At 62.3% G+C, this 24,902-nt stretch carries 24 protein-coding genes; 16 read left to right on the top strand and 8 right to left on the bottom strand.

Annotated features, from left to right (window positions below; translation table 11 throughout):
• The first annotated feature begins 222 nt into the window (after nt 1-222).
• The 6 genes from cyoA to NKH98_RS07930 all read left to right on the top strand — a co-directional run bounded on the left by cyoA (nt 223) and on the right by NKH98_RS07930 (nt 6,066).
• Complete coding sequence (gene cyoA, locus NKH98_RS07955) at nt 223-1,146, top strand: ubiquinol oxidase subunit II (RefSeq protein ID WP_352897550.1); 924 nt, start codon at nt 223-225, stop codon at nt 1,144-1,146.
• Between the two features lie 2 nt (nt 1,147-1,148).
• Nucleotides 1,149-3,155: a cbb3-type cytochrome c oxidase subunit I gene (locus NKH98_RS07950; RefSeq protein WP_352897548.1), complete on the top strand. Its 2,007-nt coding sequence runs from the start codon at nt 1,149-1,151 to the stop codon at nt 3,153-3,155.
• The gene (gene cyoC / locus NKH98_RS07945) at nt 3,152-3,790 is read left to right on the top strand and encodes a cytochrome o ubiquinol oxidase subunit III (RefSeq protein WP_352897546.1); all 639 of its coding nucleotides are present in this window, start codon (nt 3,152-3,154) and stop codon (nt 3,788-3,790) included. The genes NKH98_RS07950 and cyoC overlap by 4 nt, the downstream gene beginning before the upstream one ends.
• The gene (gene cyoD, locus NKH98_RS07940) at nt 3,787-4,215 is read left to right on the top strand and encodes a cytochrome o ubiquinol oxidase subunit IV (RefSeq protein WP_352476953.1); all 429 of its coding nucleotides are present in this window, start codon (nt 3,787-3,789) and stop codon (nt 4,213-4,215) included. The genes cyoC and cyoD overlap by 4 nt, the downstream gene beginning before the upstream one ends.
• Before the next feature lie 281 nt (nt 4,216-4,496).
• Nucleotides 4,497-5,684 carry a DUF3182 family protein gene (locus NKH98_RS07935; protein ID WP_352897545.1) on the top strand — a complete coding sequence of 396 codons (1,188 nt, stop codon included), beginning with the start codon at nt 4,497-4,499 and terminating at the stop codon, nt 5,682-5,684.
• A gap of 160 nt (nt 5,685-5,844) precedes the next feature.
• Nucleotides 5,845-6,066, top strand: a complete 222-nt coding sequence (locus NKH98_RS07930; protein ID WP_254815792.1) for a hypothetical protein — start codon at nt 5,845-5,847, stop codon at nt 6,064-6,066.
• Nucleotides 6,067-6,107: 41 nt separating this feature from the next.
• On the opposite strand, the gene NKH98_RS07925 is transcribed toward NKH98_RS07930, so the two are convergent.
• Nucleotides 6,108-6,431, bottom strand: a complete 324-nt coding sequence (locus NKH98_RS07925; protein ID WP_352476950.1) for a hypothetical protein — start codon at nt 6,429-6,431, stop codon at nt 6,108-6,110.
• Nucleotides 6,432-6,540: 109 nt separating this feature from the next.
• The gene (locus tag NKH98_RS07920) at nt 6,541-6,978 is read right to left on the bottom strand and encodes an Lrp/AsnC family transcriptional regulator (RefSeq protein ID WP_352476949.1); all 438 of its coding nucleotides are present in this window, start codon (nt 6,976-6,978) and stop codon (nt 6,541-6,543) included.
• A 128-nt stretch (nt 6,979-7,106) separates the two neighbouring features.
• Here NKH98_RS07920 and rocF point away from each other — a divergent pair, with 128 nt between their 5' ends.
• The gene (gene rocF / locus NKH98_RS07915; RefSeq protein ID WP_352476948.1) at nt 7,107-8,027 is read left to right on the top strand and encodes an arginase; all 921 of its coding nucleotides are present in this window, start codon (nt 7,107-7,109) and stop codon (nt 8,025-8,027) included.
• A 3-nt stretch (nt 8,028-8,030) separates the two neighbouring features.
• On the top strand, nt 8,031-9,098 hold the full coding sequence (gene ocd / locus NKH98_RS07910; RefSeq protein WP_352897544.1) for an ornithine cyclodeaminase: 1,068 nt from the start codon (nt 8,031-8,033) through the stop codon (nt 9,096-9,098).
• Between the two features lie 16 nt (nt 9,099-9,114).
• Here ocd and NKH98_RS07905 read toward each other — a convergent pair whose 3' ends face one another.
• Complete coding sequence (locus NKH98_RS07905) at nt 9,115-9,276, bottom strand: hypothetical protein (protein WP_352897543.1); 162 nt, start codon at nt 9,274-9,276, stop codon at nt 9,115-9,117.
• A gap of 270 nt (nt 9,277-9,546) precedes the next feature.
• Here NKH98_RS07905 and NKH98_RS07900 point away from each other — a divergent pair, with 270 nt between their 5' ends.
• From NKH98_RS07900 to NKH98_RS07885, 4 genes are all read left to right on the top strand, one after another.
• Entirely contained in the window at nt 9,547-11,496 is a 1,950-nt protein-coding gene (locus tag NKH98_RS07900; RefSeq protein ID WP_254815786.1) for a PrkA family serine protein kinase, read from the top strand.
• Nucleotides 11,497-11,515: 19 nt separating this feature from the next.
• Nucleotides 11,516-12,838, top strand: coding sequence for a YeaH/YhbH family protein (locus NKH98_RS07895; protein ID WP_352647931.1), 1,323 nt, complete (start codon nt 11,516-11,518; stop codon nt 12,836-12,838).
• Nucleotides 12,838-14,376, top strand: a complete 1,539-nt coding sequence (locus NKH98_RS07890) for a SpoVR family protein (protein ID WP_254815784.1) — start codon at nt 12,838-12,840, stop codon at nt 14,374-14,376. The genes NKH98_RS07895 and NKH98_RS07890 overlap by 1 nt, the downstream gene beginning before the upstream one ends.
• 211 nt (nt 14,377-14,587) lie before the next feature.
• Nucleotides 14,588-14,962, top strand: coding sequence for a DUF1772 domain-containing protein (locus tag NKH98_RS07885; RefSeq protein ID WP_352897542.1), 375 nt, complete (start codon nt 14,588-14,590; stop codon nt 14,960-14,962).
• A 67-nt stretch (nt 14,963-15,029) separates the two neighbouring features.
• Here NKH98_RS07885 and NKH98_RS07880 read toward each other — a convergent pair whose 3' ends face one another.
• Nucleotides 15,030-15,275 carry a hypothetical protein gene (locus NKH98_RS07880; protein WP_352897540.1) on the bottom strand — a complete coding sequence of 82 codons (246 nt, stop codon included), beginning with the start codon at nt 15,273-15,275 and terminating at the stop codon, nt 15,030-15,032.
• 49 nt (nt 15,276-15,324) lie between these two features.
• Nucleotides 15,325-17,325, bottom strand: a complete 2,001-nt coding sequence (locus NKH98_RS07875) for a protein-L-isoaspartate(D-aspartate) O-methyltransferase (protein ID WP_352897538.1) — start codon at nt 17,323-17,325, stop codon at nt 15,325-15,327.
• Between the two features lie 304 nt (nt 17,326-17,629).
• On the opposite strand from NKH98_RS07875, the gene NKH98_RS07870 reads away from it, so the two are divergent.
• Together NKH98_RS07870 and NKH98_RS07865 are read left to right on the top strand one after the other, a co-directional pair.
• The gene (locus NKH98_RS07870) at nt 17,630-20,041 is read left to right on the top strand and encodes a phosphoketolase family protein (protein ID WP_352897537.1); all 2,412 of its coding nucleotides are present in this window, start codon (nt 17,630-17,632) and stop codon (nt 20,039-20,041) included.
• Nucleotides 20,041-21,222: an acetate/propionate family kinase gene (locus tag NKH98_RS07865; RefSeq protein ID WP_352897692.1), complete on the top strand. Its 1,182-nt coding sequence runs from the start codon at nt 20,041-20,043 to the stop codon at nt 21,220-21,222. The genes NKH98_RS07870 and NKH98_RS07865 overlap by 1 nt, the downstream gene beginning before the upstream one ends.
• Nucleotides 21,223-21,256: 34 nt before the next feature.
• Here the strand turns inward: NKH98_RS07865 and NKH98_RS07860 are convergent, their stop codons facing one another.
• Together NKH98_RS07860 and NKH98_RS07855 are read right to left on the bottom strand one after the other, a co-directional pair.
• The gene (locus NKH98_RS07860; protein ID WP_352897535.1) at nt 21,257-22,339 is read right to left on the bottom strand and encodes a sensor histidine kinase; all 1,083 of its coding nucleotides are present in this window, start codon (nt 22,337-22,339) and stop codon (nt 21,257-21,259) included.
• Between the two features lie 130 nt (nt 22,340-22,469).
• Nucleotides 22,470-22,685 carry a KTSC domain-containing protein gene (locus tag NKH98_RS07855; protein ID WP_352897534.1) on the bottom strand — a complete coding sequence of 72 codons (216 nt, stop codon included), beginning with the start codon at nt 22,683-22,685 and terminating at the stop codon, nt 22,470-22,472.
• Nucleotides 22,686-22,813: 128 nt separating this feature from the next.
• Here NKH98_RS07855 and NKH98_RS07850 point away from each other — a divergent pair, with 128 nt between their 5' ends.
• Nucleotides 22,814-23,431: an alpha-ketoglutarate-dependent dioxygenase AlkB gene (locus NKH98_RS07850; RefSeq protein ID WP_352897532.1), complete on the top strand. Its 618-nt coding sequence runs from the start codon at nt 22,814-22,816 to the stop codon at nt 23,429-23,431.
• A 42-nt stretch (nt 23,432-23,473) separates the two neighbouring features.
• Here the strand turns inward: NKH98_RS07850 and NKH98_RS07845 are convergent, their stop codons facing one another.
• Nucleotides 23,474-23,938 carry an NUDIX hydrolase gene (locus NKH98_RS07845; RefSeq protein ID WP_352647946.1) on the bottom strand — a complete coding sequence of 155 codons (465 nt, stop codon included), beginning with the start codon at nt 23,936-23,938 and terminating at the stop codon, nt 23,474-23,476.
• A gap of 124 nt (nt 23,939-24,062) precedes the next feature.
• On the opposite strand from NKH98_RS07845, the gene ku reads away from it, so the two are divergent.
• Entirely contained in the window at nt 24,063-24,896 is an 834-nt protein-coding gene (gene ku / locus NKH98_RS07840) for a non-homologous end joining protein Ku (RefSeq protein ID WP_352476937.1), read from the top strand.
• Nucleotides 24,897-24,902: the final 6 nt, after the last annotated feature.

Here is a 24,902-nt window from a genome sequence, read left to right as displayed (position 1 = left end):
CTTTGGCTCTGGTTGCTTGGGATTTGCCGCTGGTTTTTAGGATTTGGAGGGGTTCTCGACAGGTCGACCGCTTAACGATGACATCCGCCGCATGTGGTTCCGCCAGCCGGAGCCTCGTGCGTGAAGAAACTGTCGCCAGGAGCACACCGGCGCGCACATTCGGGGTTGGCAGCCACGCTGCCTGCAACGTTCCAATCGGTTTTCAGGACACGGCGAGATCTCATGTTGCTGAGGGCGATCGTTCGAAATTGTGCGGCCATCCGTGTTGGCCGCGTCGGCGCGACGATGCTGCTTGCCGCGCTGCTTGCCGGCTGCCAGGGCGGCGTACTCGACCCGCAAGGACCAGTCGGCGCCGCGCAGCGGACGATCCTACTCAATTCGGTCGCCATCATGCTGGCCATCGTCATCCCGACGATCCTGGCGACGCTCGGTTTTGCCTGGTGGTTCCGGGAAACCAACACAAGGGCGCGGTATCTGCCGGAATGGGCCTATTCCGGGCGCATCGAACTGGTGGTCTGGTCGATCCCCATCCTCGTCATCCTGTTTCTGAGCGGCATCATCTGGATCGGGTCGCATGACCTCGATCCAATGAAGCCGCTGGATTCCCAGCAAAAGCCGCTCGAGGTGCAGGTCGTGTCGCTCGACTGGAAATGGCTGTTCATCTACCCCGAGCAGAATGTCGCGAGCATCAACCAGCTTGTGGTGCCGGCGGGCAGGCCGGTGCATTTCTCGCTCACCTCGGCAAGCGTGATGAATGCGTTCTTCGTGCCTCAGCTCGGCGGCATGATCTACACGATGAACGGCATGACGACGCAGCTTCACCTGCAGGCGGATCAGCCCGGCGAATTCTATGGGCGGTCGGCCCATTTCAGCGGCGACGGTTTTCCAGGTATGCAATTCGTGCTGCATGCCGTCGCAGCGGATGCCTTCGACGCGTTCGTCAATTCGGCGCGAAGCCGGGGACAGGCACTCGACAAGGCCAGCTACCACGAACTAGCCAGACAGAGCATCGACGTGCCACCTTCAACCTATCGCTCGGTCGAGCCGGACCTTTTCCATGAAATCGCGACGCAGGGCGTTCCGCCCGCGCCCGGTCCCCAGGCCGATCGCCCCGAGCCGGGCATATCGCCCAAGACAGGAGGTTGACAATGCTCGGAAAATTGAGCTGGGACGTCATTCCGTTCGATCAGCCTCTGCCGATGATCGCCTCGGCGGTCGTCGCCCTGACAATCCTCGGCGTGCTGGCCTGGGTCTTCCTGGCCGGCCATTTTCCCTATCTGTGGCGCGAATGGATCACCAGCGTCGATCACAAGCGGATTGGCGTGATGTACACGCTGCTGGCGCTGCTGATGCTGCTGCGCGGCTTCAGCGACGCCGTCATGATGCGGTCCCAGCAGGCCCTCGCCTTCCAGGCGCCCGGCTATCTGCCGCCCGACCACTTCAATCAGGTCTTTTCTGCCCACGGCACCATCATGATCTTTTTCGGGGCGATGCCGTTCGTCATCGGCCTGATGAACCTGGTCGTGCCGCTGCAGCTCGGCGTCCGTGACGTTGCCTTTCCAACGCTCAACTCGGTGAGTTTCTGGCTCACCGCCACCGGCGCGCTGCTGGTCAACATCTCGCTGGTGATCGGCGAGTTCGCGCGCACCGGATGGCTGCCCTATCCGCCGCTCAGCGAGACCGCCTACTCGCCGGGCGTCGGTGTCGATTACTATCTGTGGGCGGTGCAGATAGCGGGTGTCGGAACGCTGCTCACCGGCATCAATTTCGTCACCACGATCCTGAAGATGCGGGCGCCCGGCATGAGTTACCTCAGGATGTCGATGTTCTGCTGGACTTCGCTCGCCGCCAGCCTGCTCATCGTCGCAGCGTTCCCGATCCTCACAGCCACGCTCGCGATGCTGACGCTCGACCGCTATTTCGGCTTTCATTTCTTCACCAACGAAGCCGGCGGCAACATGCTGATGTTCGTGAACCTGATCTGGGCCTGGGGCCATCCCGAGGTCTACATCCTCGTCCTGCCGGCGTTCGGCATCTTCTCGGAGGTCATCTCCACCTTCTCCAGCAAGCCGCTGTTCGGCTACCGCTCGATGGTGGCCGCGACACTCTTCATCTGCATCGTTTCCTTCATGGTGTGGCTGCACCACTTCTTCACCATGGGCGCCGGCGCCGACGTCAACGCTGCGTTCGGCATCGCAACCAGCATCATCGCTGTCGGTACCGGCGTGAAGATCTACAACTGGATGTTCACCATGTATGGCGGCCGCATCCGCTTCGCGACCCCAATGCTGTGGTCGCTGGGCTTCATGGTGACGTTCGTCATCGGCGGCATGACGGGCGTGTTGCTGGCGGTGCCGCCGGCCGATTTCCTGCTCCACAACAGCCTGTTCCTGGTGGCGCATTTCCACAACGTCATCATCGGCGGCGTGCTGTTCGGCGCCTTCGCGGGATATACCTACTGGTTTCCCAAGGCATTCGGTTTCCGGCTGCACGAGGGCTGGGGCAAGCTGGCCTTCTGGCTGACGCTGATCGGGTTGTACGCCACCTTCGTGCCGCTCTACGCCGTCGGCCTGCTCGGCATGACCCGCCGCATGCAGCATTTCGACGTGCCGGCCTGGTATCCCTGGGTGCTGGTTGCCGGCGCCGGCATGATCATCACCACCGCCAGCGTGGTCGCGCAGATCATACAGCTCGTCGTCAGCATCCGGCAGCGTGCGGCGCTTCGAGATTCCACAGGGGATCCCTGGGACGGGCGCTCGCTGGAATGGGCCACGCCCTCACCGCCGCCGGTCTTCAACTTCGCCGCGCTTCCGCACGTCGAGGGCGAAGAGCCCTACTGGAGCATCAAGCAGCGGGCACGCGAGCAAAACCGCCTGCGCGACGAGCCTGAATACGAGCCGATCGAGATGCCGCGCAACAGTCCCACCGGGTTCATCTGCGCCTTCTTTGCGACCGTGATGGGTTTCGCTCTCATCTGGCACATCTGGTGGATGATGGCGCTCGGCGCGCTCGGTGCTTTCGCTACCTTCGTCGTATTCGCATGGCGCGACAAACCCGAATACGTCATTTCTGCCGCCGAAGTCGCCCGGATCAACCGCGCCAACCGAAGCGCGCGCCGCGAGGCACTGGCTACCTACACGGGGCCAAGGCCATGACCGCGATAGACGTTCGAGAGCGTGACCCTTACCGTATCCATGGCGGGCACGGCCATGCACTCGGCGGCCCGGCCCCGATCCGGATCGTCGTCGGCTATGGCTTCTGGATCTTCCTTCTGAGCGACATCGTGATGTTCTCCGCCTTCTTCGCGGCCTATGCCGTGCTGGCGGGCAAGACGGCGGGCGGACCAAGCGGGGCCGAGCTGTTCAACCTGCGCAACGTCGCGATCGAGACGGCCGCTTTGCTGTTGTCGAGCTTTACCTGCGGTCTCGCCGGCCTTGCCGTGACAGCGCGGCGAAGCTCCTGGTTCTATGTCGCGATGACTGTCACCTTCGTGCTCGGCGCCAGCTTCATCCTGCTCGAGTTGCGCGAGTTCGTGCATATGGTTGCCAGTGGTGCCGGACCGACGCGCAGCGCTTTCCTGTCGGCGTTCTTCACGCTGGTGGGATGCCATGGCCTTCACGTCACGGCGGGGCTGCTGTGGCTGCTCACGATGATGGCGCAGATCTTCGCCAAGGGATTCCGCGACGATATTCTTCGGCGTTTCATGTGCTTCAGCCTGTTCTGGCACGCCCTCGACATCATCTGGGTCGCGCTGTTCACCGTGGTCTATCTCCTGGGAGCAAGTCGATGAGCAATGCGGATGATCGCCACGCGCAACGGCGCGACACCCATGGCCTGGAGCGCTACGACATCGATACGGCGCCGGGTGACGAATACCTCGGCGACACCGACGTCGGATCCGGGCTACGCGGCTATGTGATCGGCCTCGGGCTGGCAACGCTGCTGACCATCGCCTCGTTCTGGTTGCCCGGAACCGACCTGGTATGGGCACCCGGCGTTCCGGTGGCGCTGGTCGTGCTGGCGATCGCCCAGATGGGCGTGCATCTCGTCTTCTTCCTGCACATCACGACGGGACCGGACAACACCAACAACGCCCTGGCGCTTGCCTTCGGCGTGCTGATCGTAGTTCTGGTGATCGGCGGCTCGATCTGGATCATGGCCAATCTCGACCACAATTTGATGCCGATGAACGCGATCATGAACATGAACCGCTGATTTAGCGATTATTCCGGCCATCGGCCGCAGTTCATGCGACAGCGAACTCCGGTCTCAAGCCCGTTCGAATGTGCCGACGACGTCGGCGTCTCCCAGGACGTGTGGGGCGGCCTCCTTCAGCACGTCGTCTACGGCGGCCTTCTCGCCGGGACGCAGCGTCTCGACGTCGACCGCAAGAAGCTCCGGGCAGCCACCCGGTCAAACCCGCAGCCGGCCGTTGGCCGGAACATTCGCCGCGCCAACGGGTTTTTTGGTTCGGACGCATTGCCGCGGAAACGGCAATGGGCTCGGCAATGGACGAAGGGCGCGACATGACCGGGCTAAGCGGTAGGCAACCAAGCGGGGCGAAAGGTGTTGTGGTCGCATTCTCCGCGCCGGGCGGCGAGACCATCTACGCCCATGAACGGGAAACCGTCGCTGCCGTCGCGCGCACGATTGCAGCGTTGAAGGGATTTTCCTTCCGCCAGGGCCTGCGTGAAGGTGGCGGTGACAGCGGCGGGCTGTATTTCGTGCCGGACGACAGCCTGCTTGCTGCCGATGCGGTTCAACTGGGCATAAACGGGCCCGACGATCTCTTCGGCGGGGTGGTGCCCTGGCGCCTCGCAACCACCAAGGCCATAACCCACGAGCTGGTGGACGGATCGGCGGCACGGCCAAAAGAATGGCCCGCCGGCTTCGGCAGCGCCGTCGCCGCGGCCGTACTGCCCGGCTACACTGCATTTTCACGCCATGACGCGCTGCGCGCAGCGCAACGTCTGCTGGAGCTCGGGCTGGTCCGGTTCAAGCCACCGCGCGCTTCGCGGGGCCGCGACCAGCACACCGCCGCGACAGTCGGCGATGTCGAAAGGCTGCTGGACCAATATCCATCGTCTGAGCTAAGCGAATACGGCCTTGTTCTCGAAACGCAGCTTCGCGACATCGTTACGCTGAGCGTTGGCAGAACCATGATCGACGAATTGTCGATCAGCTATTACGGCACCCAGCGGACGACGACCGACAACGACGGACAGCCCGTTTACGGCGGATCCGATCTGGTTGTGGTGCGCGGCGGATGGGAGGCGCTGGATGAGCTGCGATTATCTCCGGCGCTGGGTTTGGCCGTGGCGCAGGCGAGGACCTATGACGCAGCGATGGATGGCTATCCAGGATTCTTCGCTTCGCGACGCAACTACGACATCGGCCAAGGTGTCGATTCCTCGGGCATCTGGCGATCGGGTGTGCTGGAAGCCAGCTGGCGGATCGGTGGCAGCAGCAGCGCCGAGCTGGCAGCGATGGACGCCATGACGCGCGACCCCGACATGCAGATCGTGCATGTCTCCGCCGTCAAGCAGTTCGGCAGCACTGCGCGGCTGCCGCCGAACGCGGCAATCCATTTCCACGGGGAGGACCCGGAGGAGGGTCAAATCACGCGTTACACCGTCGTGACCCAGGCGATCCGAGGGCCGATCGGAGAAGCCGGCCGATTCTAGCCATGTCAGGTTGAAGTCAAGCACGCCTCCGGCAGGGAACATCCACAAATGGCCCGAGTTTGTTTCGGGCAGGCAGCAAGTCAGAAAAGGCCCAGGCCCTGAAATGGGTGGCGGGCGTGCAATGGCGGCCTTGCCTGCAGGAGTGGTTACGGAAATCGCCATGCCAACCGTTTACGACAAACGACAGGATCCGGAAGGCCTCTGGGAGGTCTATGACAGCGAGAGCGACGAAGCCGTCGTGGTCGATGGCTTGCCGCTTTCCGGTCTCGACGAAAGCGAAGCCGATGAAGCGATTGAAAAGCTCAATCGCGGCGAGCTGACGTCGGACAACATCCCCGAGACAGCTCGGTCAGGGTGGCCTCCGACCAAGGATGGATTGTGATGACGGCCTGACGGACGTCACCGAGGCGATCGGTCGCGGATCTACGACGAGGCCTTGACCCCGAGCTTGCGGGCCTTGTCCTCGAAGTCGTCACGAATGTCCTCGATCGTCGGCAGATGCAGTCGGCGCAGCTGGGCGTGCAACTTTTTGGCAGCGTCGGAATTCAGGTCGCGCCTGAAGTTGGTCGCGACCTCCTCGGCCGAGCCGTAGCGGCGATAGCGCTCAATCTCGGTCTTCGTGGCCTGCTGGACGTGTTCGAGCGTCTTGCGCTCGGCATCGGATTTTCCGTCCGGTTTGGCTCGCATGACCGGGTTGAAGGCTTTGCTGATAACGAATTCGACCAGTTCCTGCTGGGCGTGAGCCATGATTGTTCTCCCTCGAAGGAGGCCTGTCCGAGCCCAACCACGGCGGCAATTGAAGGTTCCGCGGCTTCGGATTTCGTTGCCGCTACAGGGCAAGGTGGTTACTCGAGGATCACAGCCGAGCCTTGGTGGTGCGTGGCGTTGCCAGGAGCAGGCTTGTTTCGCTGCCGGTAATTCCGGGGATCAGGCGGATACGTCTCAGCACCGCGTCGAACTCGCTCAGGGTCTGGGTTCCGAGTTCTATCACCAGATCCCAGCGGCCATTGGTGGTGTGGATGGTCGAGACCTCGGAGAAGCCACCCAGCGCCCGAATGACGCGATCGGCGGCGTGGCCTTCGATCTCGATCATCATGATGCCACGCACGCGCTGATCGACCGCGTCGGCGCGCAGAATGACGGTGTAGCCGACGATGACGCCGTCCCTTTCAAGCCGCTCGATCCGGGACCTTACGGTTGCCCGGGAGACACCCAGGCCGACAGCAAGATCGGAAATGCTGCGCCGGGCGTCGTGCCGCAAAGAGGTGATGATCTGCTCGTCGAGCTGGTCCATGATTGCTCACAACGGAAGTAGATGATGCCACTATGGTAAGGCATTTCGACAAATTTGCCAATTTGACATGTTCATTCTGCCAGCGATGCGGGCTTCAATAAAGGCATCGCAATTGGCGGGGTATGAGAATGCATTGCACGATCGTGGGCGCACCGATCCAGGCCGGCTCAGGCCGCATGGGCTGCGAGATGGGGCCGAGTGCGCTGCGCACGGCCGGCCTGGCCACCGCATTGACCGAGCTCGGCCATACGCTGACCGACCTCGGTACGATCGTCCCGGCCGACATGCGTCCTGTCGTACACGGCAACGCGGCGGTGAAGGCGCTGCCGGAAATTGCCGCCTGGACGGCAGCAATCAGCGAAACGGCCTATGCCGCGAGCGCCGATGCGATGCCGATCTTTCTCGGCGGCGACCACAGCATTTCGGCCGGTACGCTCGCCGGCATTGCCCGCCGGGCGGCGAATGCCGGCCGGCCGCTCTTCGTGCTGTGGCTCGATGCGCACCCCGATTTTCATACGCTCGACACGACCACCAGCGGCAATTTGCATGGTGTGCCGCTGGCCTATGCCAGCGGGCAGCCCGGCTTCGAGGGCTATTTCCCCCGCCTTGCAGCGCAGGTGGACCCGGCTCGCATATGCGCGCTGGGGATCCGCAGCGTGGACCTGGCGGAACGGGAAGCGTTGCGCAGAGCCGGCGTGACGGTCCATGACATGCGTTCGATCGACGAGCACGGCATTGCGCAACTCCTTCGCGCCTTTCTCGAACGGGTGAGCGCCGCCAACGGCATGCTGCATGTCAGCCTCGACGTCGATTTTCTCGACCCGTCGATCGCCCCGGCGGTCGGCACCACCGTTCCCGGCGGCGCCACCTTCCGCGAGGCGCATCTGGCGATGGAAATGCTGCATGACAGCGGCCTCGTCACCAGTCTCGACCTGGTCGAGCTCAACCCTTTTCTCGACGAACGCGGCCGCACCGCCACGCTTCTGGTCGACCTGACCGCGAGCCTGATGGGCCGGCGGATCATGGACCGTCCGACGAGGGGGTTCTGAGCCATGACCGTGAATTTGAACATCGTCCCGTTCGTCAGCGTCGACCGCATGATGAAGCTGGTGCTTGCCATCGGCATCGAGCGCTTCCTGCTCGAGCTTGCCGCCTATATCGAAGAGGATTTCAGGCGCTGGGAGCTGTTCGACAAGACGCCGCGCGTCGCCTCGCACAGCGTTGACGGCGTGATCGAGCTGATGCCGACCAGCGACGGGCAGCTCTACGGGTTCAAATACGTCAACGGGCATCCGAAGAACACGCGTGACGGCCGCCAGACCGTGACCGCATTCGGCGTGCTTGCCGATGTCGGCAACGGCTATCCGATGCTGCTTTCGGAAATGACCATCCTGACGGCGCTCAGAACCGCCGCAAGCTCGGCGGTCGCGGCGAAATACCTCGCTCCCGAGGCCGCCAGGTGCATGGCGATCATCGGCAATGGCGCGCAATCGGAATTCCAGGCCATTGCCTTCAAGGCGCTGCTTGGCGTCGACAGGCTGCGTCTCTACGATATCGACCCGGCGGCCTCGACGAAATGCATGAAGAACCTTGCCGGCATGGGTTTCGACATCAAGCTCTGCCCGTCGGCGCAGGAAGCCGTCGAAGGTGCAGAGATCATCACTACGGTTACCGCCGACAAGCGGTCGGCAACAATCCTGACCGACAACATGGTTGGATCCGGCGTGCACATCAACGCGGTGGGCGGCGACTGCCCGGGCAAGACCGAGCTGCATCGCGACATTCTGCTGCGCTCGGACATCTTCGTCGAATATCCGCCGCAGACGCGCATCGAAGGCGAGAGCCAGCAGCTCGATGCGGATCATCCGCTCACCGAATTGTGGCAGGTGATAACAGGAAAGGCAGCAGGCCGGACGGACGCCCGACAGATCACATTGTTTGATTCCGTCGGCTTTGCGATCGAGGATTTTTCCGCGCTGCGCTACGTCCGTGATCAGCTGCAGCGGACCGGGCTTTACGAGGAACTAGACCTTCTGGCGGATCCCGATGAGCCGCGCGACCTGTTTGGCATGCTGCTGCGCGCCGAAAAAGCGACCGGGCTGGCGGTTGCCGGCAGCTGAGCTGCGATCCCGTCGGTCAGTCGTTCTTTTCCTGATACAGGCGCTCGGTCGCACGCTCGCCTTCCCTGCGCTCCGCCGGGCCGCGACGGCGCTGCGTGAGCAGGGCGTAGGCGATCAGGACTGCCAGCAGCAGTGGACCGCCTGCAACAACGAGCAACCACAAACTATTCCCAGACATCGACCGTCTCCTTTCCCTCACAACCGGAAAGGACCCGAACCGTTCCTCCGTCTTGTTGGATATCGCCCGCAGGACGTGGTGTGATTCAGGATTTTGTGCCGCGAGCAGGACGTTCCACGCCTTGTCTGCACTCAGGATGCCCTTATCTAGACTCTTATCGTTCGGTCACATGCACTCTCTGCGAAGTGAAGGGAACCACAAGGGCTTTCCAACATTTGGTTGTTCAAGAGACAAACATGCAGCCACATCGGCTCCGGGGCTAGGAATACCATGCGTGAGAATCAATCCGACGTCTTCGATCTGTTTTCCGAGGTTTACAAGAATGCGGCGCAGGAGGAGATAAGCCTCCAGCAATATCTGCTTGCCTGCCGCGAGGACAAGTCGATGTACGCCTCGGCGCCCGAGCGGATGGTCGAGGCGATCGGCGAGCCGACCTTTGTCGATACCAGCAAGGACGAGCGGCTCGGCCGTATTTTTTCGAACCGGACGATCAAGATCTATCCGACCTTCGCCGACTTTTACGGCATGGAGGATACGATCGAGCGTATCGCCGGTTATTTCCGCTACGCCTCGCAAGGGCTCGAGGAACGCAAGCAGATCCTCTATCTCCTCGGCCCGGTCGGCGGCGGCAAGTCCTCGCTTGCGGAGCAGCTGAAAAGGCTGATGGAGCAGCGTCCGATCTATACGCTGAAGGTCGGCGGCCAGGTCAGCCCGGTCTTCGAATCGCCGCTCGGGCTGTTCGATCCCGACCGCATGGGCGATCTTTTGGAGGACAAATACGGCATCGCCCGGCGGCGGCTGACCGGCCTGATCTCGCCCTGGGCGGCCAAGCGTCTCGACGAATTGTCCGGCGACATCTCCAAATTCAGCGTCGTCAAGCTGATGCCGTCCAGGCTTCGCCAGATCGGCATCGCCAAGACCGAGCCGGGCGACGAGAACAACCAGGACGTTTCGGCCCTGGTCGGCAAGGTCGACATCAGGCAGCTGGAAAACTTCAGCCAGTCCGATCCGGACGCCTATTCCTATAGCGGCGGGCTGAACCGGACGACGCAAGGACTGCTCGAATTCGTCGAGATGTTCAAGGCGCCGATCAAGGTGCTGCATCCGCTGCTGACCGCCACCCAGGAAGGCAGCTACAACGGCACCGAGAATTTCGGCGCTTTCCCCTATCAGGGCATCATCGTTGCCCATTCCAACGAATCGGAATGGCTGCAGTTCAAGAACAACAAGAACAACGAGGCGTTCCTCGACCGCATCCTGGTGGTCAAGGTGCCGTATTGCCTGCGCGTCACCGAAGAGCGGCAGATCTACGAGAAGCTGTTGCGCGAAAGCGAATTGGCTAACAGCCCCTGCGCTCCGGAAGTGCTCGACATCCTCAGCCGGTTCACCGTCTCGACCCGCCTGGCCGAACACGACAATTCGCCGCTCTACACCAAGATGCGCGTCTATGACGGCGAGAACCTCAAGGAAACCGATCCCAAGGCGAAGTCGGTCCAGGAGTACCGAAACGCGGCCGGTGTCGATGAAGGCATGACCGGCGTCAGCACCCGCTTCGCCTTCAAAATCCTGTCGCAGACCTTCAACTACGACACCGAAGAGGTGGCCGCCGATCCGGTGCATCTGATGTACATCCTGGAAGAGGCGATCAAGCGCGAGCAGTTCCCGAAGGAAACAGAGGCGGACTATCTCGATTTCATAAAGTCGGAGCTGGCCACCCGTTATGCCGAGTTCATCGGCCACGAGATCCAGAAGGCCTATCTGGAATCGTACAGCGAATACGGCCAGAACCTGTTCGACCGCTACATCGCCTATGCCGATGCCTGGATCGAGGATCAGGACTACAAGGATACCGATACCGGCCAGATCCTCAATCGCGAGGTCTTGGACAATGAACTGTCGCAGGTCGAAAAGCCGGCCGGCATCGCCAATCCCAAAGACTTCCGCAATGAAGTGGTGAAGTTCACGCTGCGCGCGCGGGCCAGAAACCATGGCCGCAACCCGTCATGGACAAGCTATGAAAAGCTGCGCGAAGTCATCGAGAAGCGGATGTTCGGGCAGGTCGAGGACCTGCTCCCGGTGATCAGCTTCGGCTCCAAGCAGGACAGCGTGACGGAGAAGCGGCATACCGAATTCGTGCAGCGGATGATCCAGCGCGGCTACACCGAGCGCCAGGTCCGCCGGCTGGTGGACTGGTACATGCGGGTGAACAAGGCGGGTTGAAGCCAGCCCGGGGTAACATATGCCGATCTTCATCGATCGCCGACTGAACCCGAAGGACAAAAGCCTCGGCAATCGGCAGCGTTTCCTGCGGCGGGCGCGCGAAGAGTTGAAGCGCACCATCCGCGATCAGATCCGCACCGGCAAGATCGCCGACGTGGACGCCGAGCATGCCGTTTCGATGCCGGCGCGGGGCACCGGCGAGCCGAGCTTCAACGATGCCAGGAACAGCGGCAGCCGCCAGCACGTCCTGCCCGGCAACAAGCATTTCTCCCCAGGCGACCGGCTGCCCAAGCCCGGCCAGGGCGGCGGCATGGGGTCCGCCCCGGGGAGAACCGAATCAGAGGACGATTTCCGTTTCGTGCTGTCGCGCGAAGAGGTGCTCGACCTCTTTTTCGAAGACCTCGAACTGCCTGACATGGTCAAGCTCAACCTCAAGGAGATCCTCGCCTTCAAGCCGCGCCGGGCCGGCTTCGCCGCGACCGGCTCGCCGACCAACATCAATGTCGGGCGCACGATGCGCAACAGCCATGGCCGCCGCATAGCGCTCAGGCGTCCCAAGCAGGAGGACCTCGATGCGATCGCGCAGGAGATTGCGTCGCTGGAGGCGAAGCCGCAAAACGTCGAGACGCGCCAGCGCGTCGTGGCGCTGCAGGAAGAGTTCGATCGACTGGAGCGTCGCCGCAAGCGGATCGCCTATGTCGACCCGGTCGATATCCGCTTCAACCGCTTCGACGCACAGCCGGTGCCGAACGCCAACGCGGTGATGTTCTGCCTCATGGACGTGTCCGGTTCGATGGGCGAACGCGAGAAGGATCTGGCCAAGCGCTTCTTCGTGCTGCTGCACCTGTTCCTGAAGCGGCGCTACGACCGGACCGAGGTGGTCTTCATCCGCCACACCCACGAGGCGCAGGAGGTCGACGAGGAAACCTTCTTCTACAACACCCAGAGCGGCGGTACGGTGGTTTCCACCGCGCTCGAGGAGATGCACCGCATCGTCGAGCAACGCTATCCTAGCCGCGAATGGAACATCTATGTCGCCCAGGCCTCGGACGGCGACAATTTCGTCACCGATTCCGAGCGCTGCATCGCCCTGCTCGACGAACAGATCATGCGGCTCTGCCAGTATTTCGCCTATGTCGAGATCCTCGACGAGCGCGAGAGCCATATCTTCGGCGCTACCGACAACGGCACGTCGCTGTGGCGTGCCTACAGTGCGGTCAAGCTGAGGTGGTCGAATTTCCAGATGAGCCGCATCGCCACCGCGGCCGACATCTACCCGGTTTTCCGCCAGCTCTTCGCCAGACAGCCGGGCTATCAAAAGAGCGGTGAAAGAGGGGGCTGATGGCGAGCAGATCCGGGCTGCTGTTTTCCGGTTCCGACTGGGATTTCAGGACGCTGTCGCGCGCCTACGAGACCATCGAGGCGATCGCCACCGAAGAGCTCCACCTCGACACCTATCCGGTACAGATGGAGATCATCTCGTCCGAACAGATGCTCGACGCCTATTCCTCGGTCGGCATGCCGCTGATGTACCGGCACTGGTCCTTCGGCAAGCACTACCTCTACCAGGAACTGCTCTATCGCAAAGGCGGGCGAGGGCTCGCCTATGAACTCGTCATCAATTCGAATCCCTGCATCGTCTATCTGATGGAGGAAAACACCATGGCCCTCCAGGCCCTGGTGACGGCGCACGCGGCACTCGGCCATAACCATTTCTTCAAGAACAATTATCTTTTCCGGCAGTGGACGGACGCCGGCGCCATCCTCAGCTATCTCGACTTTGCCAAGGGCTACATTGCCCGCTGCGAGGAGCGGCATGGCGTCGATGCGGTGGAAGAGATCCTCGATGCCGCACACGCGCTGATGGAACAGGGCGTGTTCAGATATCACCGGCCGCCGAAGCTGTCGTCGGAAAAGCAGCGCGAGGGCCTTCGCGAGCGCCTGGAATACGAGGAGCGCTCCTACAACGATCTGTGGCGCACGCTGCCGCCGTCCAAGGACGGCACCAAGGTCCGCGAGACGGACACCATGGCGGAGCGCAAGAAATCGCTCAAGCTGCCCGAGGAGAACCTGCTTTATTTCCTGGAGAAGAACAGCCTGATCCTGGAACCGTGGCAGCGTGAGGTTATCCGGATTGTCCGCGTTATCGCGCAGTATTTCTATCCACAGCGCCAAACGCAGGTGATGAACGAGGGTTGCGCCACCTTCGTGCATTACACGCTGATGAACCTTTTGTTCGACCGCGGGCTGATCGGCGAAGGTGCCATGCTGGAGATCCTGCGCAACCATTCGAACGTGATCTTCCAGCCGGGCTTCGACGATCCGCGCTTTTCCGGTATCAACCCTTACGCGCTGGGTCTTGACATGATGCAGGACATCCAGCGCATCTCGACCGCGCCGACGGCCGAGGACCGCGACTGGTTCCCCGATATCGCCGGCAACGGCGACTGGCGCCAGACCTTGCTGGACGCCTGGGCCAACCATCGCGACGAGTCCTTCATCCGCCAATATCTGAGCCCTACCCTGATACGGAAATGGCGGTTCTTTGTGCTTGCCGACGCTGCCAACGACCCCCATTACGAAGTCGCCTCGATACACAATGAGCGCGGCTACGAGAGTATCCGCAGCGCACTCGCCCACAGCTACGACATCGGCGCCAGCCGGCCGGACATCCAGGTGGTGGATGTGGACCTGCTCGGCGACCGGCATCTGCGCCTGCAGCACAAGGTCAAGGACGGCATCGTGCTGGAAGGCGGCAGCCGCGACGCCACGCTGCGCCACATCCGCAAGCTCTGGGGCTACGAGGTCAGCATGGTCGCGGTCGACGCGCAGACCGGCGCCAGGCTCCACGAACGCTCGACCAGCCAGATCGGGGAATGACCGAACAGCCCGCCGGCGAAGTCGGGCGCCTTTTCAGGATCACCAACCACCCTATCTACGCGCGGAGCACGAGGGCATGGTCGGGAAGCAGGAAACATGCGCGCATTGACGATCGCCACGCTTCTGTTGTCGCCGTCTCGATGGCGCTCTCGCTCGCGCACGCCTTGGAATTGCCCGGCAAGTTGCGCCTCAAGGGGCCACCTACAGATCAGTGCAGGCGATCTACTATCCCGGCTTCACGATCGGCGGGTTCGCCGAGATCGGCGGCATCATTGCACTCGCCGTCCTGCTTTACCTGACGCCCTATCCAAGCGCGCGATTCTGGTGGACCTTGGCGGCGCTTGTCTCGTTGCTGGCGGAGCACGCGACCTATTGGTTGGTCACACACCCCGTCAATAATTTCTGGGTGCAAGACACTGTCCTGCCGAAATCCGCCGCGACGTTTTTTTCAATGTTCTCTCGAAAGCAGACCGGCGACTGGAGAGATTTGCGCAACGCCTGGGAGGCTTCGCATGTCGCCAGGGCAGGCCTGGCAATGCTGAGCCTCGTCTCAATTGCTGTCGCCGCGACATTTTTTGCCGAATAGCCCCAGGCAACAAGGTCAGGGGACGGACCCGGCGCCGTATTGTCTTAACGTCAAGCGATCCGGCCGTTCAGCGGTCGGCGCGATGCTTGTTGTGGGCGCTTTCCTGGTGCTCGCCGCGGATGATGTGGCGATCGTCGGGATCGGCAATATCCTTTGGGTCCGATCTGAGCTCGGCACCGCGCCGGAACGCCTCGCGCTCTTGCCTGGTCTTTTTCAAATCCGCTTCCGCGTCGAAATCCTTGCCGGCGTTTTTCGTGTTCTCGCGCTCTTCGATGATGCGCAATTGCTGCTCATGAGTCTTCTTTCCGGCCATTGGTGACCTCCTTCCTTTCGATTTTCCGCTTGCCCAACGTCCAGATTCGCTACAGCCCGAAAGGATAAGTCTCGGGAAGGCCTGTCCCCGCATGCTCCGGCCCTAGCGGCGTGACGGCATTGGTTTCATCGAACCAGACGAAAGCATCGAACTGGCGGGCGAGCGAGGCGTCCGCATAGTGGCTGTGCAGCTCGGTCTCGGGCCGATAGATGACGCCGATAAAGCGTTCCAGCCGGCGCTCCAGAAGCCGTTGGCGCAGCGTGTCGTCGCGCTCGAAATCGAGCAGGAAAGGCGAGACGCCGCTGTCGTGGCAAAGCCGCTCATAGCTGTCGTTGTGGGAAGGCCGAACCGGTTTCACTTCCATGTCGCCGTCCCAGTCGGTGGCAGCGGCCACCGTCCCGGAATGCGTACTGAGCCCAATCAAGGCAGCCTCGTCGCCAAGACGCTGGCGGCAGAGCTGGCCGATGTTCAATTCGTCCCTGACGATCCCCATCTCGGTATAGCGGGCATCGCCAATATGGGAATTATGCGCCCACACCACCGCCTTGGCGTTCGGGCCGCGGGCCTGCAGCAGGTGCTCCAGCGTTTCGAACATGTGGGTGTCGCGCAGGTTCCAGGATTGCGCGCCGCCATAATACATGGTGCGGTAATAGCGCTCGGCGGAGGCGACCAGGCGGGCGTTCTGGGTGGCGTCGAGGAAATCGAACCCGTCCTGCTGCGCATAGTCGAGCTCTCTGGCAAGCAGTTCCCGGCATTGCTCGAGCACGGCCTTCTCGCATTTCTGGTAGCCGGAAGTGAGTGCGACACGGCCATAGGTGGCCGGGTCGTTCTGCCACGGCGTCAGGCAGCCGTAGCGTTCGCGTGCGATCCTCGCCGCCTGCGGATCGACCCGGTCGAGATATTGCAGGACCGCCGCGATCGACCCGCCCATATTGTAGATGTCGAGGCCATAGAACCCGGCCCGCCGGGAGGATATCCTGATCCGCTCGTTATGCTCTCGCATCCAGTCGACGAACGCAGCGACGTCGGTGTTGCGCCACATCCAGGTGGGAAAGCGCTGGAACGGCGGATCGGCGCCCGGCCGTGGTGGCCGGTGGCGGACGTAACGGTCGATCGCCGCGGCATCGGGCCAGTCGGCCTCGACCGCGACGATGGTGAAGCCATGCTTCTCGATCAGCCTGCGAGTGATCGCCGCGCGCGCACGGTAGAACTCCGACGTGCCGTGGCTGGCTTCGCCGAGCAAGACGACGCGGCGGTCGGCAAACCGGTCGAACAGCGCACCGAAGGCCGGATCGTCGAAATCCGGAAGCGGTTCGGCGGCGGCCGCTATCATCTGCGGCAGGCTGCTCCTGCGCTGATGCCGGTGCGGAAGATCGGCCGCTATCTGGCTGTCGCTGCCTGGCTCGCCCCAGCCTTGCTCGCCGATCAGCGGAACAAACCGCACGCCGCCGAAATCCTCCTCGGTGTAAGTTGCTGCGCCGGTCCGGGTGACCTTGAGCAGGCGCTGCGCGTCGAATTCGTCGCCGACCGGGATGATAAGCCGGCCGGCGACGTCGAGCTGTTCCTGCAGCGCGAGCGGTGCGCCGGGTCCAGCGGCGGCAACCAGGATAGCATCGAAGGGTGCAGCCTCTGGCCAGCCCTTGGTGCCGTCGCCAGTGCGGACTTCAATATTGTCGTAGCCAAGCTTTTTAAACCGCTGCCTTGCCGCTTCAGCCAACGCGGCGTGGCGCTCGATGGTGTAGACACGTTCGACGATCCGGCTCATTACGGCAGCCGCATAGCCCGAGCCGGTGCCGACCTCGAGAACATGGTCACCGGCTCCGACCTCGGCCATTTCGATCATCAACGCAACGATATAGGGCTGCGATATCGTCTGACCTTCGGCGATCGGCAGCGGCCCGTCTTCATAGGCAAATTCTTCAAAACCGGGCTCGACGAAAGCCTCGCGCGGGACCTCGCGCATCGCCTGAAGGACATTGCGGTCGCGAATGCCACGGCGGCTTAGGTGAATGTCGACCATTTGGTTGCGGGCATGGGAGAGATCGAGCATTTTTTGCTCCTCCTACGGGCCTCCGCCACAATCGCCCAAGCTGCTCAACGGCACTTTGGCCAGTCGATGTCCCGGGGGCCTCGGCAGTCCCCTTGGATTCATGCAATGCGGTGCATCTTCCTAACCGTTGGCAAGCCCCGAGGTTCCTCAAAAGACCGACCCGCTTTTTGTCGGGCGAGGCGGATTGCAGGATCGGCGAGCGGGAGCTGGCCGCGCCCGCCCAAACTTATTTCGAGGCAAATCCTTTCTCCGAGGCGACGCCACTCCAGATAACGACGGACGAGGGTATTCCGGAGGCATTTCCATGAACGACGAGGCCCGCACCACTGCGCAAACAACCGGCCTTGACCAGATGGATCTGATGGACCGCTACTGGCGCGCCGCGAACTACATTTCGGTTGGCCAGATCTATCTGCTCGACAATCCGCTCTTGCGCGAGCCTTTGCGGCCCGAGCACATCAAGCCGCGGCTGCTCGGCCATTGGGGCACGACGCCCGGCCTCAATTTCATCTATGTGCATCTGAACCGGATCATCCGTGAACGTGGTCTCGAGGTTCTGTTCATCTGCGGGCCGGGTCACGGCGGCCCGGCAATGGTCGCGAACACCTGGCTCGAGGGCACCTACAGCGAAATTTATCCCGAGATCGGCAGGGATGAAGACGGCCTGCGAAAGCTGTTCCGGCAGTTCTCGTTCCCCGGTGGTGTGCCGAGCCACGCTGCCCCGGAGACACCCGGCTCGATCCACGAAGGCGGAGAGCTCGGCTATGCGCTGGTCCATGCCTTCGGCGCCGCCTTCGACAATCCGAACCTTGTGGTTGCCTGCGTCGTCGGCGACGGCGAAGCCGAGACCGGCCCGCTCGCCGCGGCCTGGCATTCCAACAAGTTCCTGAACCCGGCATCCGACGGTGCCGTCCTGCCGATCCTGCATCTCAACGGCTACAAGATCGCCAGCCCGACGATCCTCGGCCGTATGGAAGACGAGGCGTTGCGCAGCCTGTTCCTCGGCTATGGCTACGAAACCTTTTTCGTGGAAGGCCACGAGCCTGCCCCGATGCATCGGGAGATGGCCCGCACGCTCGATACCGTGCTCGACCGGATCCACTCCATCCAGGAGCCTGCACGAGCCGCGGGCTGGAAGGGAGAGCGGCCGCTGTGGCCGATGATCGTGCTGCGCAGCCCAAAGGGCTGGACCGGGCCGAAAGAGGTCGACGGCAGACGAGTCGAGGATTTCTGGCGCTCGCACCAGGTCCCGGTGTCGAACGCACGCGGCGATGCGGCGCACCGCCAGATCCTCGAAGACTGGATGCGCAGCTACGAACCGAAGACGCTGTTCGATGAAGGCGGGCATCTCCTGGCGGAGCTCGCGGCGCTGGCGCCCACAGGGCCAAGACGCATGGGCGCAATCCCCTACGCCAATGGCGGCCTGCTGAAGCAAGACCTCGTGCTTCCCGACTGGAAAGGCCTGGCGCTCGACGTACCGCGTCCGGGCGGCACTGTTGGGGAGGCAACGCGGACCGTGGGGAGCTATCTTCGCGACGTGATCCGCTTGAACGCCGAGGCCAGGAATTTCCGGCTGATGGGACCCGACGAGACGTCCTCGAACCGCCTCGACGACGTGTTCGAGGTTACGGACCGGGTCTGGATGGAGCGGATCGAGCCTTACGACGTTCATCTTTCCCGCGGCGGCCGCGTCATGGAAGTGCTCAGCGAGCACCTTTGCCAAGGCTGGCTGGAGGGCTATCTGCTGACCGGCCGCCACGGCCTGTTCTCGTGCTACGAGGCGTTCGTCCACATCGTCGATTCCATGGTCAACCAGCACGCCAAATGGCTGAAGACCTCCGGCGAACTTGCCTGGCGCAAGCCGATCGCCTCGCTAAACTACCTGCTGACCTCGCATGTCTGGCGGCAAGATCACAACGGCTTCAGCCATCAGGATCCGGGCTTTGCCGATTTCGTCGCCAACAAGAAGGCCGACACGGTAAGGCTCTATTTCCCGCCGGATGCAAACACGCTGCTGTGGATCACCGACCATTGCCTGAAAACCTATAACCGCATCAACGTCATCGTCGCCGGCAAGCAGCCGGCGCCGCAATGGCTGTCCGCCGAGGACGCGGAAGCGCACTGCAAGGCCGGCGCGGGCATTTGGGAATGGGCCGGCACGGTTGCCAAGGGCGAAGATCCGGATGTGGTCCTGGCTTGCGCCGGCGACGTGCCGACGCTGGAGACGCTTGCCGCAGCCGACATCCTGCGCTCGGGCATTCCGGACCTGAAGATCCGCGTCGTCAATGTCGTCGACCTGATGATTTTGCAGTCGAATTCCGAGCATCCGCATGGCTTTGCCGACGACAGATTCGATGCGCTGTTCACCAAGGCCAAGCCGGTCATCTTCGCCTATCACGGCTACCCCTATCTCATTCACCGTCTGACCTATCGGCGCGCCAACCACGACAACATGCATGTGCATGGCTTTCGCGAGGAAGGCACGACGACGACGCCGTTCGATATGGTCGTGCTTAACCAGCTCGACCGCTATCATCTGGCGCTCGCCGCGATCGCGCGTGTGCCGGGGCTGGCCGAGCGGGCGAAGGAGCTTGCCGCGGCGCTGCATGGGAAATTAGCTGAGCACAAGGCCTATGTCCGCGAACATGGCGAGGACATGCCCGAGATCCAGAAATGGTCCTGGCCACAGGACGGCGCGACAAGGGTCGGCGATTGATACTACGATCGATCCTTGCGTTGAATGCCGGCTCGTCGAGCATCAAGTTCGGACTTTACGACCTTGCAGCATCCGCCGAGCTGGATCTTGCGTCGCGCGGTTCGCTGGATCTGGGCGATGCGCCAAGGCTGACCGCAAAAGCCGCCGATGGCGAGCTGCAGTGCGATCGGCCACTTGCCGCGGACGCATCGCCCGACATGGGCCTCGGCCAGATGCTGCAATGGATCGAGAACGAACTTGGCGGAAGGAAACTGATCGCCGCCGGCCATCGCATCGTCCATGGCGGACGCGAGTTCGTCGAACCTGTCCGGCTGAGGCCGACAGTTATCGAGGCTCTCGACGGGCTGACGCCGCTTGCGCCACTGCACCAGCCGCGCAGCCTCGCACCAATCCGGGCGCTTGCCGCGCTGCGGCCCGACCTGCCGCAGGTCGGATGCTTCGACACGGCCTTCCATAGGACCATCGAGCCTCTGGTCAGCCGTTTTGCGCTGCCGCGCCGCTATGAGGCAGACGGCATCCACCGCTACGGCTTTCACGGGCTTTCCTACGAATATGTCGCGGGCCGGCTCAAGCAGATATCGCCCGATCTGGCGGCGAAAAGAACCATCGTCGCCCATCTCGGCAACGGGGCGAGCCTGTGCGCCATGCGCGACGGGAGAAGCGTCGATACGACGATGGGCTTTTCGGCGCTTGACGGCCTGGTCATGGGCACACGCTGCGGCGCCATCGATCCGGGCGTGCTTTTGTACCTCCTGCTGGAAAGAGGGGTTTCGGGAGAGGCGCTGCAAGACATGCTCTACGAGGAATCCGGCCTGCTCGGCGTGTCCGGCATTTCCGGCGACATGCGCACGCTGGAGGCCAGCGATGACCGCCGGGCGCGCGAAGCGGTGGAGCTTTTCGCCTTCCGCGCCGCCAGGGAAGTTGCCGCCATCGCCAATACGCTGGGCGGGCTGGAATGCCTGGTCTTCACCGGCGGCATCGGCGAGCACTCTGCCGCGGCCCGCAAAGCGATTTGCGGCAGGCTTGGCTGGCTCGGCGTGGCGATCGACGAAGCCGACAACAGCTCCCATGAAGCGCTCATAAGCCAGGCGGACAGCAAGGTCGAAGTCCGCGTCATCGCAACCGACGAAGAAGGTGTAATCGCCCGCCACACGCGCAAGGTGATCGACGGGCCTGGCTGATGCGGATGGCCTTGAATGGCGCTTGCTCGGCCGGCTACGTCGCGACGGCGGCCGATCTGTTGAACACGATGGTCACCCGCGTTCCTTTGCCGGGGGCAGAATCCACCTCGAACCGGGCTTTGGCATTTTCAGTCAGCGATTGAGCGATCAACGCTCCGAGCTTGCCGGGTTTCGGCCAGGTCTCGCCTTCGGGCAGGCCGATGCCGTCATCGGCGACTACGATGCGAAAACCGTCTCCGTCGACGATGCTGCGCAGCGTGATCGTCCCGCCTTCGCGACCCAGAAAGGCGTGTTTCAGCGCGTTCGTTAAAAGCTCATTGACCACCAGACCCGTTGGCATCGCCACGTTGATGGACACGGGATAGGCATCGACCTTCATGTCCAGCCGGATGCCTTGCATGGCGTGCGACGTCATCACGGCGGAAGCGATCTGGCTGAGATAGACGCCAAGGTCCACTTCGGCCTTCTGTTCGTCGACCGACAGCGTCTGGTAGAGAATTGCGAGCGCGTCGACGCGGCCGGCCAGGCGCTCGAAGCGTTTCTGATCGGGTGACGCCGCACTGCGGGCCTCCAACCTGATGAGAGCCGTGATCATCTGGAGATTGTTCTTCATCCGATGCTGCAACTCGCGCAGCAGCATGTCCTTTTCCCGAATGCGTTGTTCGATGGCCTCGCTGTCGCTTGCCTTGTGCGCGGTAACGTCGACAAGGGCGACCAGTCGAAAGGACCGTCGCCCGCGCTCGTCCTCGATCAAGTTCGAATAGACATCGACGATGGCTGGCGCTGCGGCGGCACGTTGTATCCTGAATGTTCCCGCACGATCGATATCCTCGACGATGGCCCGGGCCAGCGGCCGGTCCTTGTATTCGCTCAAGCCTTCTCCGCTCAGTGCGGCCCAGTTCCAGCGCTCGAGCTCGGCGACTGATACGCCTGACAATTTCTGGAACTCGGAATTGACATAGACGACACGTTCGTCGCCGCTGAGATCGGAAATTGCGATCGCGATCGGCAGCTGGTCGAGAAATCTCTTGAATTGTTCGCTATCCAGCACGCCCGCCAGATGCGGGGTATCGAGCAATTGCTGGAGCTGCTCGGTTGTTTCGACTTCGGCGGGCATTCCAGGCTTTCGATGTTTCTGGTGAAACCATGATCAATATCAGGTCGCCCACCAACTGCGAAGTCCGCTCATTGCCGCGCGGCTACGAATGGTGGAGAGCCGAGATCATGGTTGAGAAGCGTCGGAAGACTCAGCTCGAATGGCTCTGCTCGACCAGATGGTATTTATACCGGTCGCGAATATGTTCGTTGAAGAACCGGCCCTTCGACGAAGCCTTGCGGAACGCGGCGTGGACCTGCGGCGGAACGTCCTCGTAATCATAGCGGTTTCCGCTCGGGACGAACCACACCGAGAGTAGCCTCGTCGCCGGCTGGTAGTCGATGTTTCTGATCGCAGTTGAAGGCATCTCGACAGCTCCAATGCTCGGCAGTGCTCCAATCCACGCCATCGTGTGAATAACCCTGCACGGAGAGCGAGGTTCCTTGCTGCCGAAGCAGCCTTGCCGCTACGGGCCGGCTTCACCAAGTACAGTTGATGCCACCGCTCAAGACATCGGCTGCAGCCCGTCAGGGCGATCTCTTTGCCGCCACCGACGACCTGCCGGAAGGATTCCGCTACCGGCCCGAACTGATCACGCCGGACGAGGAAGCAGCGTTGGCAAGCCAGCTCGACGGCCTGCCTTTTCAGCCCTTCGACTTTCACGGCCATCTGGCAAACCGGCGGGTGGTCGGCTTCGGGCTGCGTTACGACTACGACCGGCGCAAAGTCGTCGAAGCACCGCCGATACCCGGCTTTCTGCTGCCGCTCAGGGACAAAGTTGCAGCCTTTGCCCGCCTGCCGGCCGAAACCTTCGTGCAGGTGCTGATCAACGAGTACCGGCCGGGCGCCGGTATCGGCTGGCACCGCGACAAGCCTCATTTCGAAGTGGTCGCCGGCGTTTCGCTGCTGGCCGCCTGCAGCTTCCGCCTGCGCCGGAAAAACGGCACGCGATGGGATCGCAAGACGGTCACCGTCGAGCCAAGATCAGCCTATTTGATGACGGGTGCTGCGCGCAACGAATGGGAGCACAGCATTCCGCCGGTCGCCGAGCACCGCTATTCGATCACATTACGCACGCTGCGCGCGCAAAATTCGCTTGGGATAGCGCCGTAAGGCAAGCCAGGCGCCGCCCTGAAGTACTGAGCCGATACGATTTCATGGGTCGCCATGCCGACCGGCCAAATCCGCCAGCATGGCGCGCTGGCCTTTCAGTATCTTGAGGTTGGCTTCAGGCAGGGAGAACCAGCCCGCTCTGTCGACTTCGGCAAATTCCTTCATCGAGCCGGACCTTGGCGGCCATTCCATGACGAAGGTGTTGCTGCTTATGGCGTCGCTGTCGAAGTCCGCTTCGACGCACCATGCGACGACGAGCTTGCCGCCCGGCTGCCGGTAGCTGCCAAGGTGTTCGAAAACTCCATCGATGGCGACCCCGAGCTCCTCTTCGGCTTCGCGTTTTGCCGCCGCCAGTTCGTCCTCGTTCTCGTCGACCAGGCCCTTCGGGATCGACCATGCGCCGTCGTCCTTCTTCGCCCAGAATGGGCCGCCGGGATGCACCAGCAGGACCTGAAGTGAACCTCGGCTTTGGCGATAAATGAGCAACCCTGCGCTGCGTTTGGCCATTCCGCTATTCCCCTGACGAAAATGAACGAATGTTCTCGTCCGGGCCGGCGTATGGACCAGCCTGCCACGGCGGAACGATTTCGGCTCGCAGCCGTTCCGTCCGTTCGGCAAATGAGTGATTGACATGGCGACGCCGCGAGCTGCCTGGAAGGGCTTTATGAAAGTCGGATCGGTTTCCTGTGGCGTCAAGATCATCGGCGCCGTCAGCGAGGCCGAGAAAGTGCATTTCAGGATCCTGAACCGCAAGGACGGTCTCCCGGTCAAGAGCGCTTATATCGACGAGGAGACCGGCGATACGGTGGAGGCTGCCGACCAGGTAAAGGGCTATGAAGTCGAGAAGGGCGAATTCATCCGCATAGAGCCGGACGAAATCAAGAAACTAAAGATGGTATCGCAGCACACGCTCGAGATCGGCGAGTTTGTGCCCACCGCCGAAATCGACGCACGCTACCTCGAAAAGCCCTATTATCTGGTTCCGGCCGACGCGCCCTCCACTGAGGCCTTCGCGGTGATCCGGGACGCCATGGCCAGGAAGAAAGTGGCAGCCCGGTCCTGCGTCGTGCTGTACCAGCGAGGCCGAGAGGTGCTGATCCAGCCGCTGGGCAAGGGCATGGTGATGACGGAATTACGCAACCACAATGAAGTGGTCGCAACCGACGCGGTGTTCGAAGGACTGAAGGCTCGCAAGGTCGATCCCGAGATGCTGGAAATCGCGCAATTGCTGATCGACAAGAAGCCCGCCAAATTCGACCCGTCGAAGTTCGAAGACACTTATGAACAGGCGCTGGTTGCGATGATCGAAGCCAAGCGCAAGGGCAAGAAACCGCCCAAGCCGGCACCTGCGCCGAGGACGAATGTCGTCAACCTCGCCGACATTCTGCGCAGAAGCCTGGCGCAGGAAGGCGGCAAGGCTCCTAACAAAGGTCCGGGAACGGCCGCGAAACGCAGATCAGCCTGAATGTCC

This window comes from Mesorhizobium sp. M0833, assembly GCF_040319905.1.
GTDB lineage: Bacteria > Pseudomonadota > Alphaproteobacteria > Rhizobiales > Rhizobiaceae > Mesorhizobium.
Note: the sequence above shows the minus strand (reverse complement) of the source record. Positions and strands in the feature narration are given on the sequence as shown.

Bases quoted from the DNA above. Each gene is read 5' to 3' on its own strand.
- cyoA (WP_352897550.1), top strand. From the start codon at position 223: ATGTTGCTGAGGGCGATCGTTCGAAATTGTGCGGCCATCCGTGTTGGC.
- NKH98_RS07950 (WP_352897548.1), top strand. From the start codon at position 1,149: ATGCTCGGAAAATTGAGCTGGGACGTCATTCCGTTCGATCAGCCTCTG.
- cyoC (WP_352897546.1), top strand. From the start codon at position 3,152: ATGACCGCGATAGACGTTCGAGAGCGTGACCCTTACCGTATCCATGGC.
- cyoD (WP_352476953.1), top strand. From the start codon at position 3,787: ATGAGCAATGCGGATGATCGCCACGCGCAACGGCGCGACACCCATGGC.
- NKH98_RS07935 (WP_352897545.1), top strand. From the start codon at position 4,497: ATGGGCTCGGCAATGGACGAAGGGCGCGACATGACCGGGCTAAGCGGT.
- NKH98_RS07930 (WP_254815792.1), top strand. From the start codon at position 5,845: ATGCCAACCGTTTACGACAAACGACAGGATCCGGAAGGCCTCTGGGAG.
- NKH98_RS07925 (WP_352476950.1), bottom strand. From the start codon at position 6,431: ATGGCTCACGCCCAGCAGGAACTGGTCGAATTCGTTATCAGCAAAGCC.
- NKH98_RS07920 (WP_352476949.1), bottom strand. From the start codon at position 6,978: ATGGACCAGCTCGACGAGCAGATCATCACCTCTTTGCGGCACGACGCC.
- rocF (WP_352476948.1), top strand. From the start codon at position 7,107: ATGCATTGCACGATCGTGGGCGCACCGATCCAGGCCGGCTCAGGCCGC.
- ocd (WP_352897544.1), top strand. From the start codon at position 8,031: ATGACCGTGAATTTGAACATCGTCCCGTTCGTCAGCGTCGACCGCATG.
- NKH98_RS07905 (WP_352897543.1), bottom strand. From the start codon at position 9,276: ATGTCTGGGAATAGTTTGTGGTTGCTCGTTGTTGCAGGCGGTCCACTG.
- NKH98_RS07900 (WP_254815786.1), top strand. From the start codon at position 9,547: ATGCGTGAGAATCAATCCGACGTCTTCGATCTGTTTTCCGAGGTTTAC.
- NKH98_RS07895 (WP_352647931.1), top strand. From the start codon at position 11,516: ATGCCGATCTTCATCGATCGCCGACTGAACCCGAAGGACAAAAGCCTC.
- NKH98_RS07890 (WP_254815784.1), top strand. From the start codon at position 12,838: ATGGCGAGCAGATCCGGGCTGCTGTTTTCCGGTTCCGACTGGGATTTC.
- NKH98_RS07880 (WP_352897540.1), bottom strand. From the start codon at position 15,275: ATGGCCGGAAAGAAGACTCATGAGCAGCAATTGCGCATCATCGAAGAG.
- NKH98_RS07875 (WP_352897538.1), bottom strand. From the start codon at position 17,325: ATGCTCGATCTCTCCCATGCCCGCAACCAAATGGTCGACATTCACCTA.
- NKH98_RS07870 (WP_352897537.1), top strand. From the start codon at position 17,630: ATGAACGACGAGGCCCGCACCACTGCGCAAACAACCGGCCTTGACCAG.
- NKH98_RS07860 (WP_352897535.1), bottom strand. From the start codon at position 22,339: ATGCCCGCCGAAGTCGAAACAACCGAGCAGCTCCAGCAATTGCTCGAT.
- NKH98_RS07855 (WP_352897534.1), bottom strand. From the start codon at position 22,685: ATGCCTTCAACTGCGATCAGAAACATCGACTACCAGCCGGCGACGAGG.
- NKH98_RS07850 (WP_352897532.1), top strand. From the start codon at position 22,814: ATGCCACCGCTCAAGACATCGGCTGCAGCCCGTCAGGGCGATCTCTTT.
- NKH98_RS07845 (WP_352647946.1), bottom strand. From the start codon at position 23,938: ATGGCCAAACGCAGCGCAGGGTTGCTCATTTATCGCCAAAGCCGAGGT.
- ku (WP_352476937.1), top strand. From the start codon at position 24,063: ATGGCGACGCCGCGAGCTGCCTGGAAGGGCTTTATGAAAGTCGGATCG.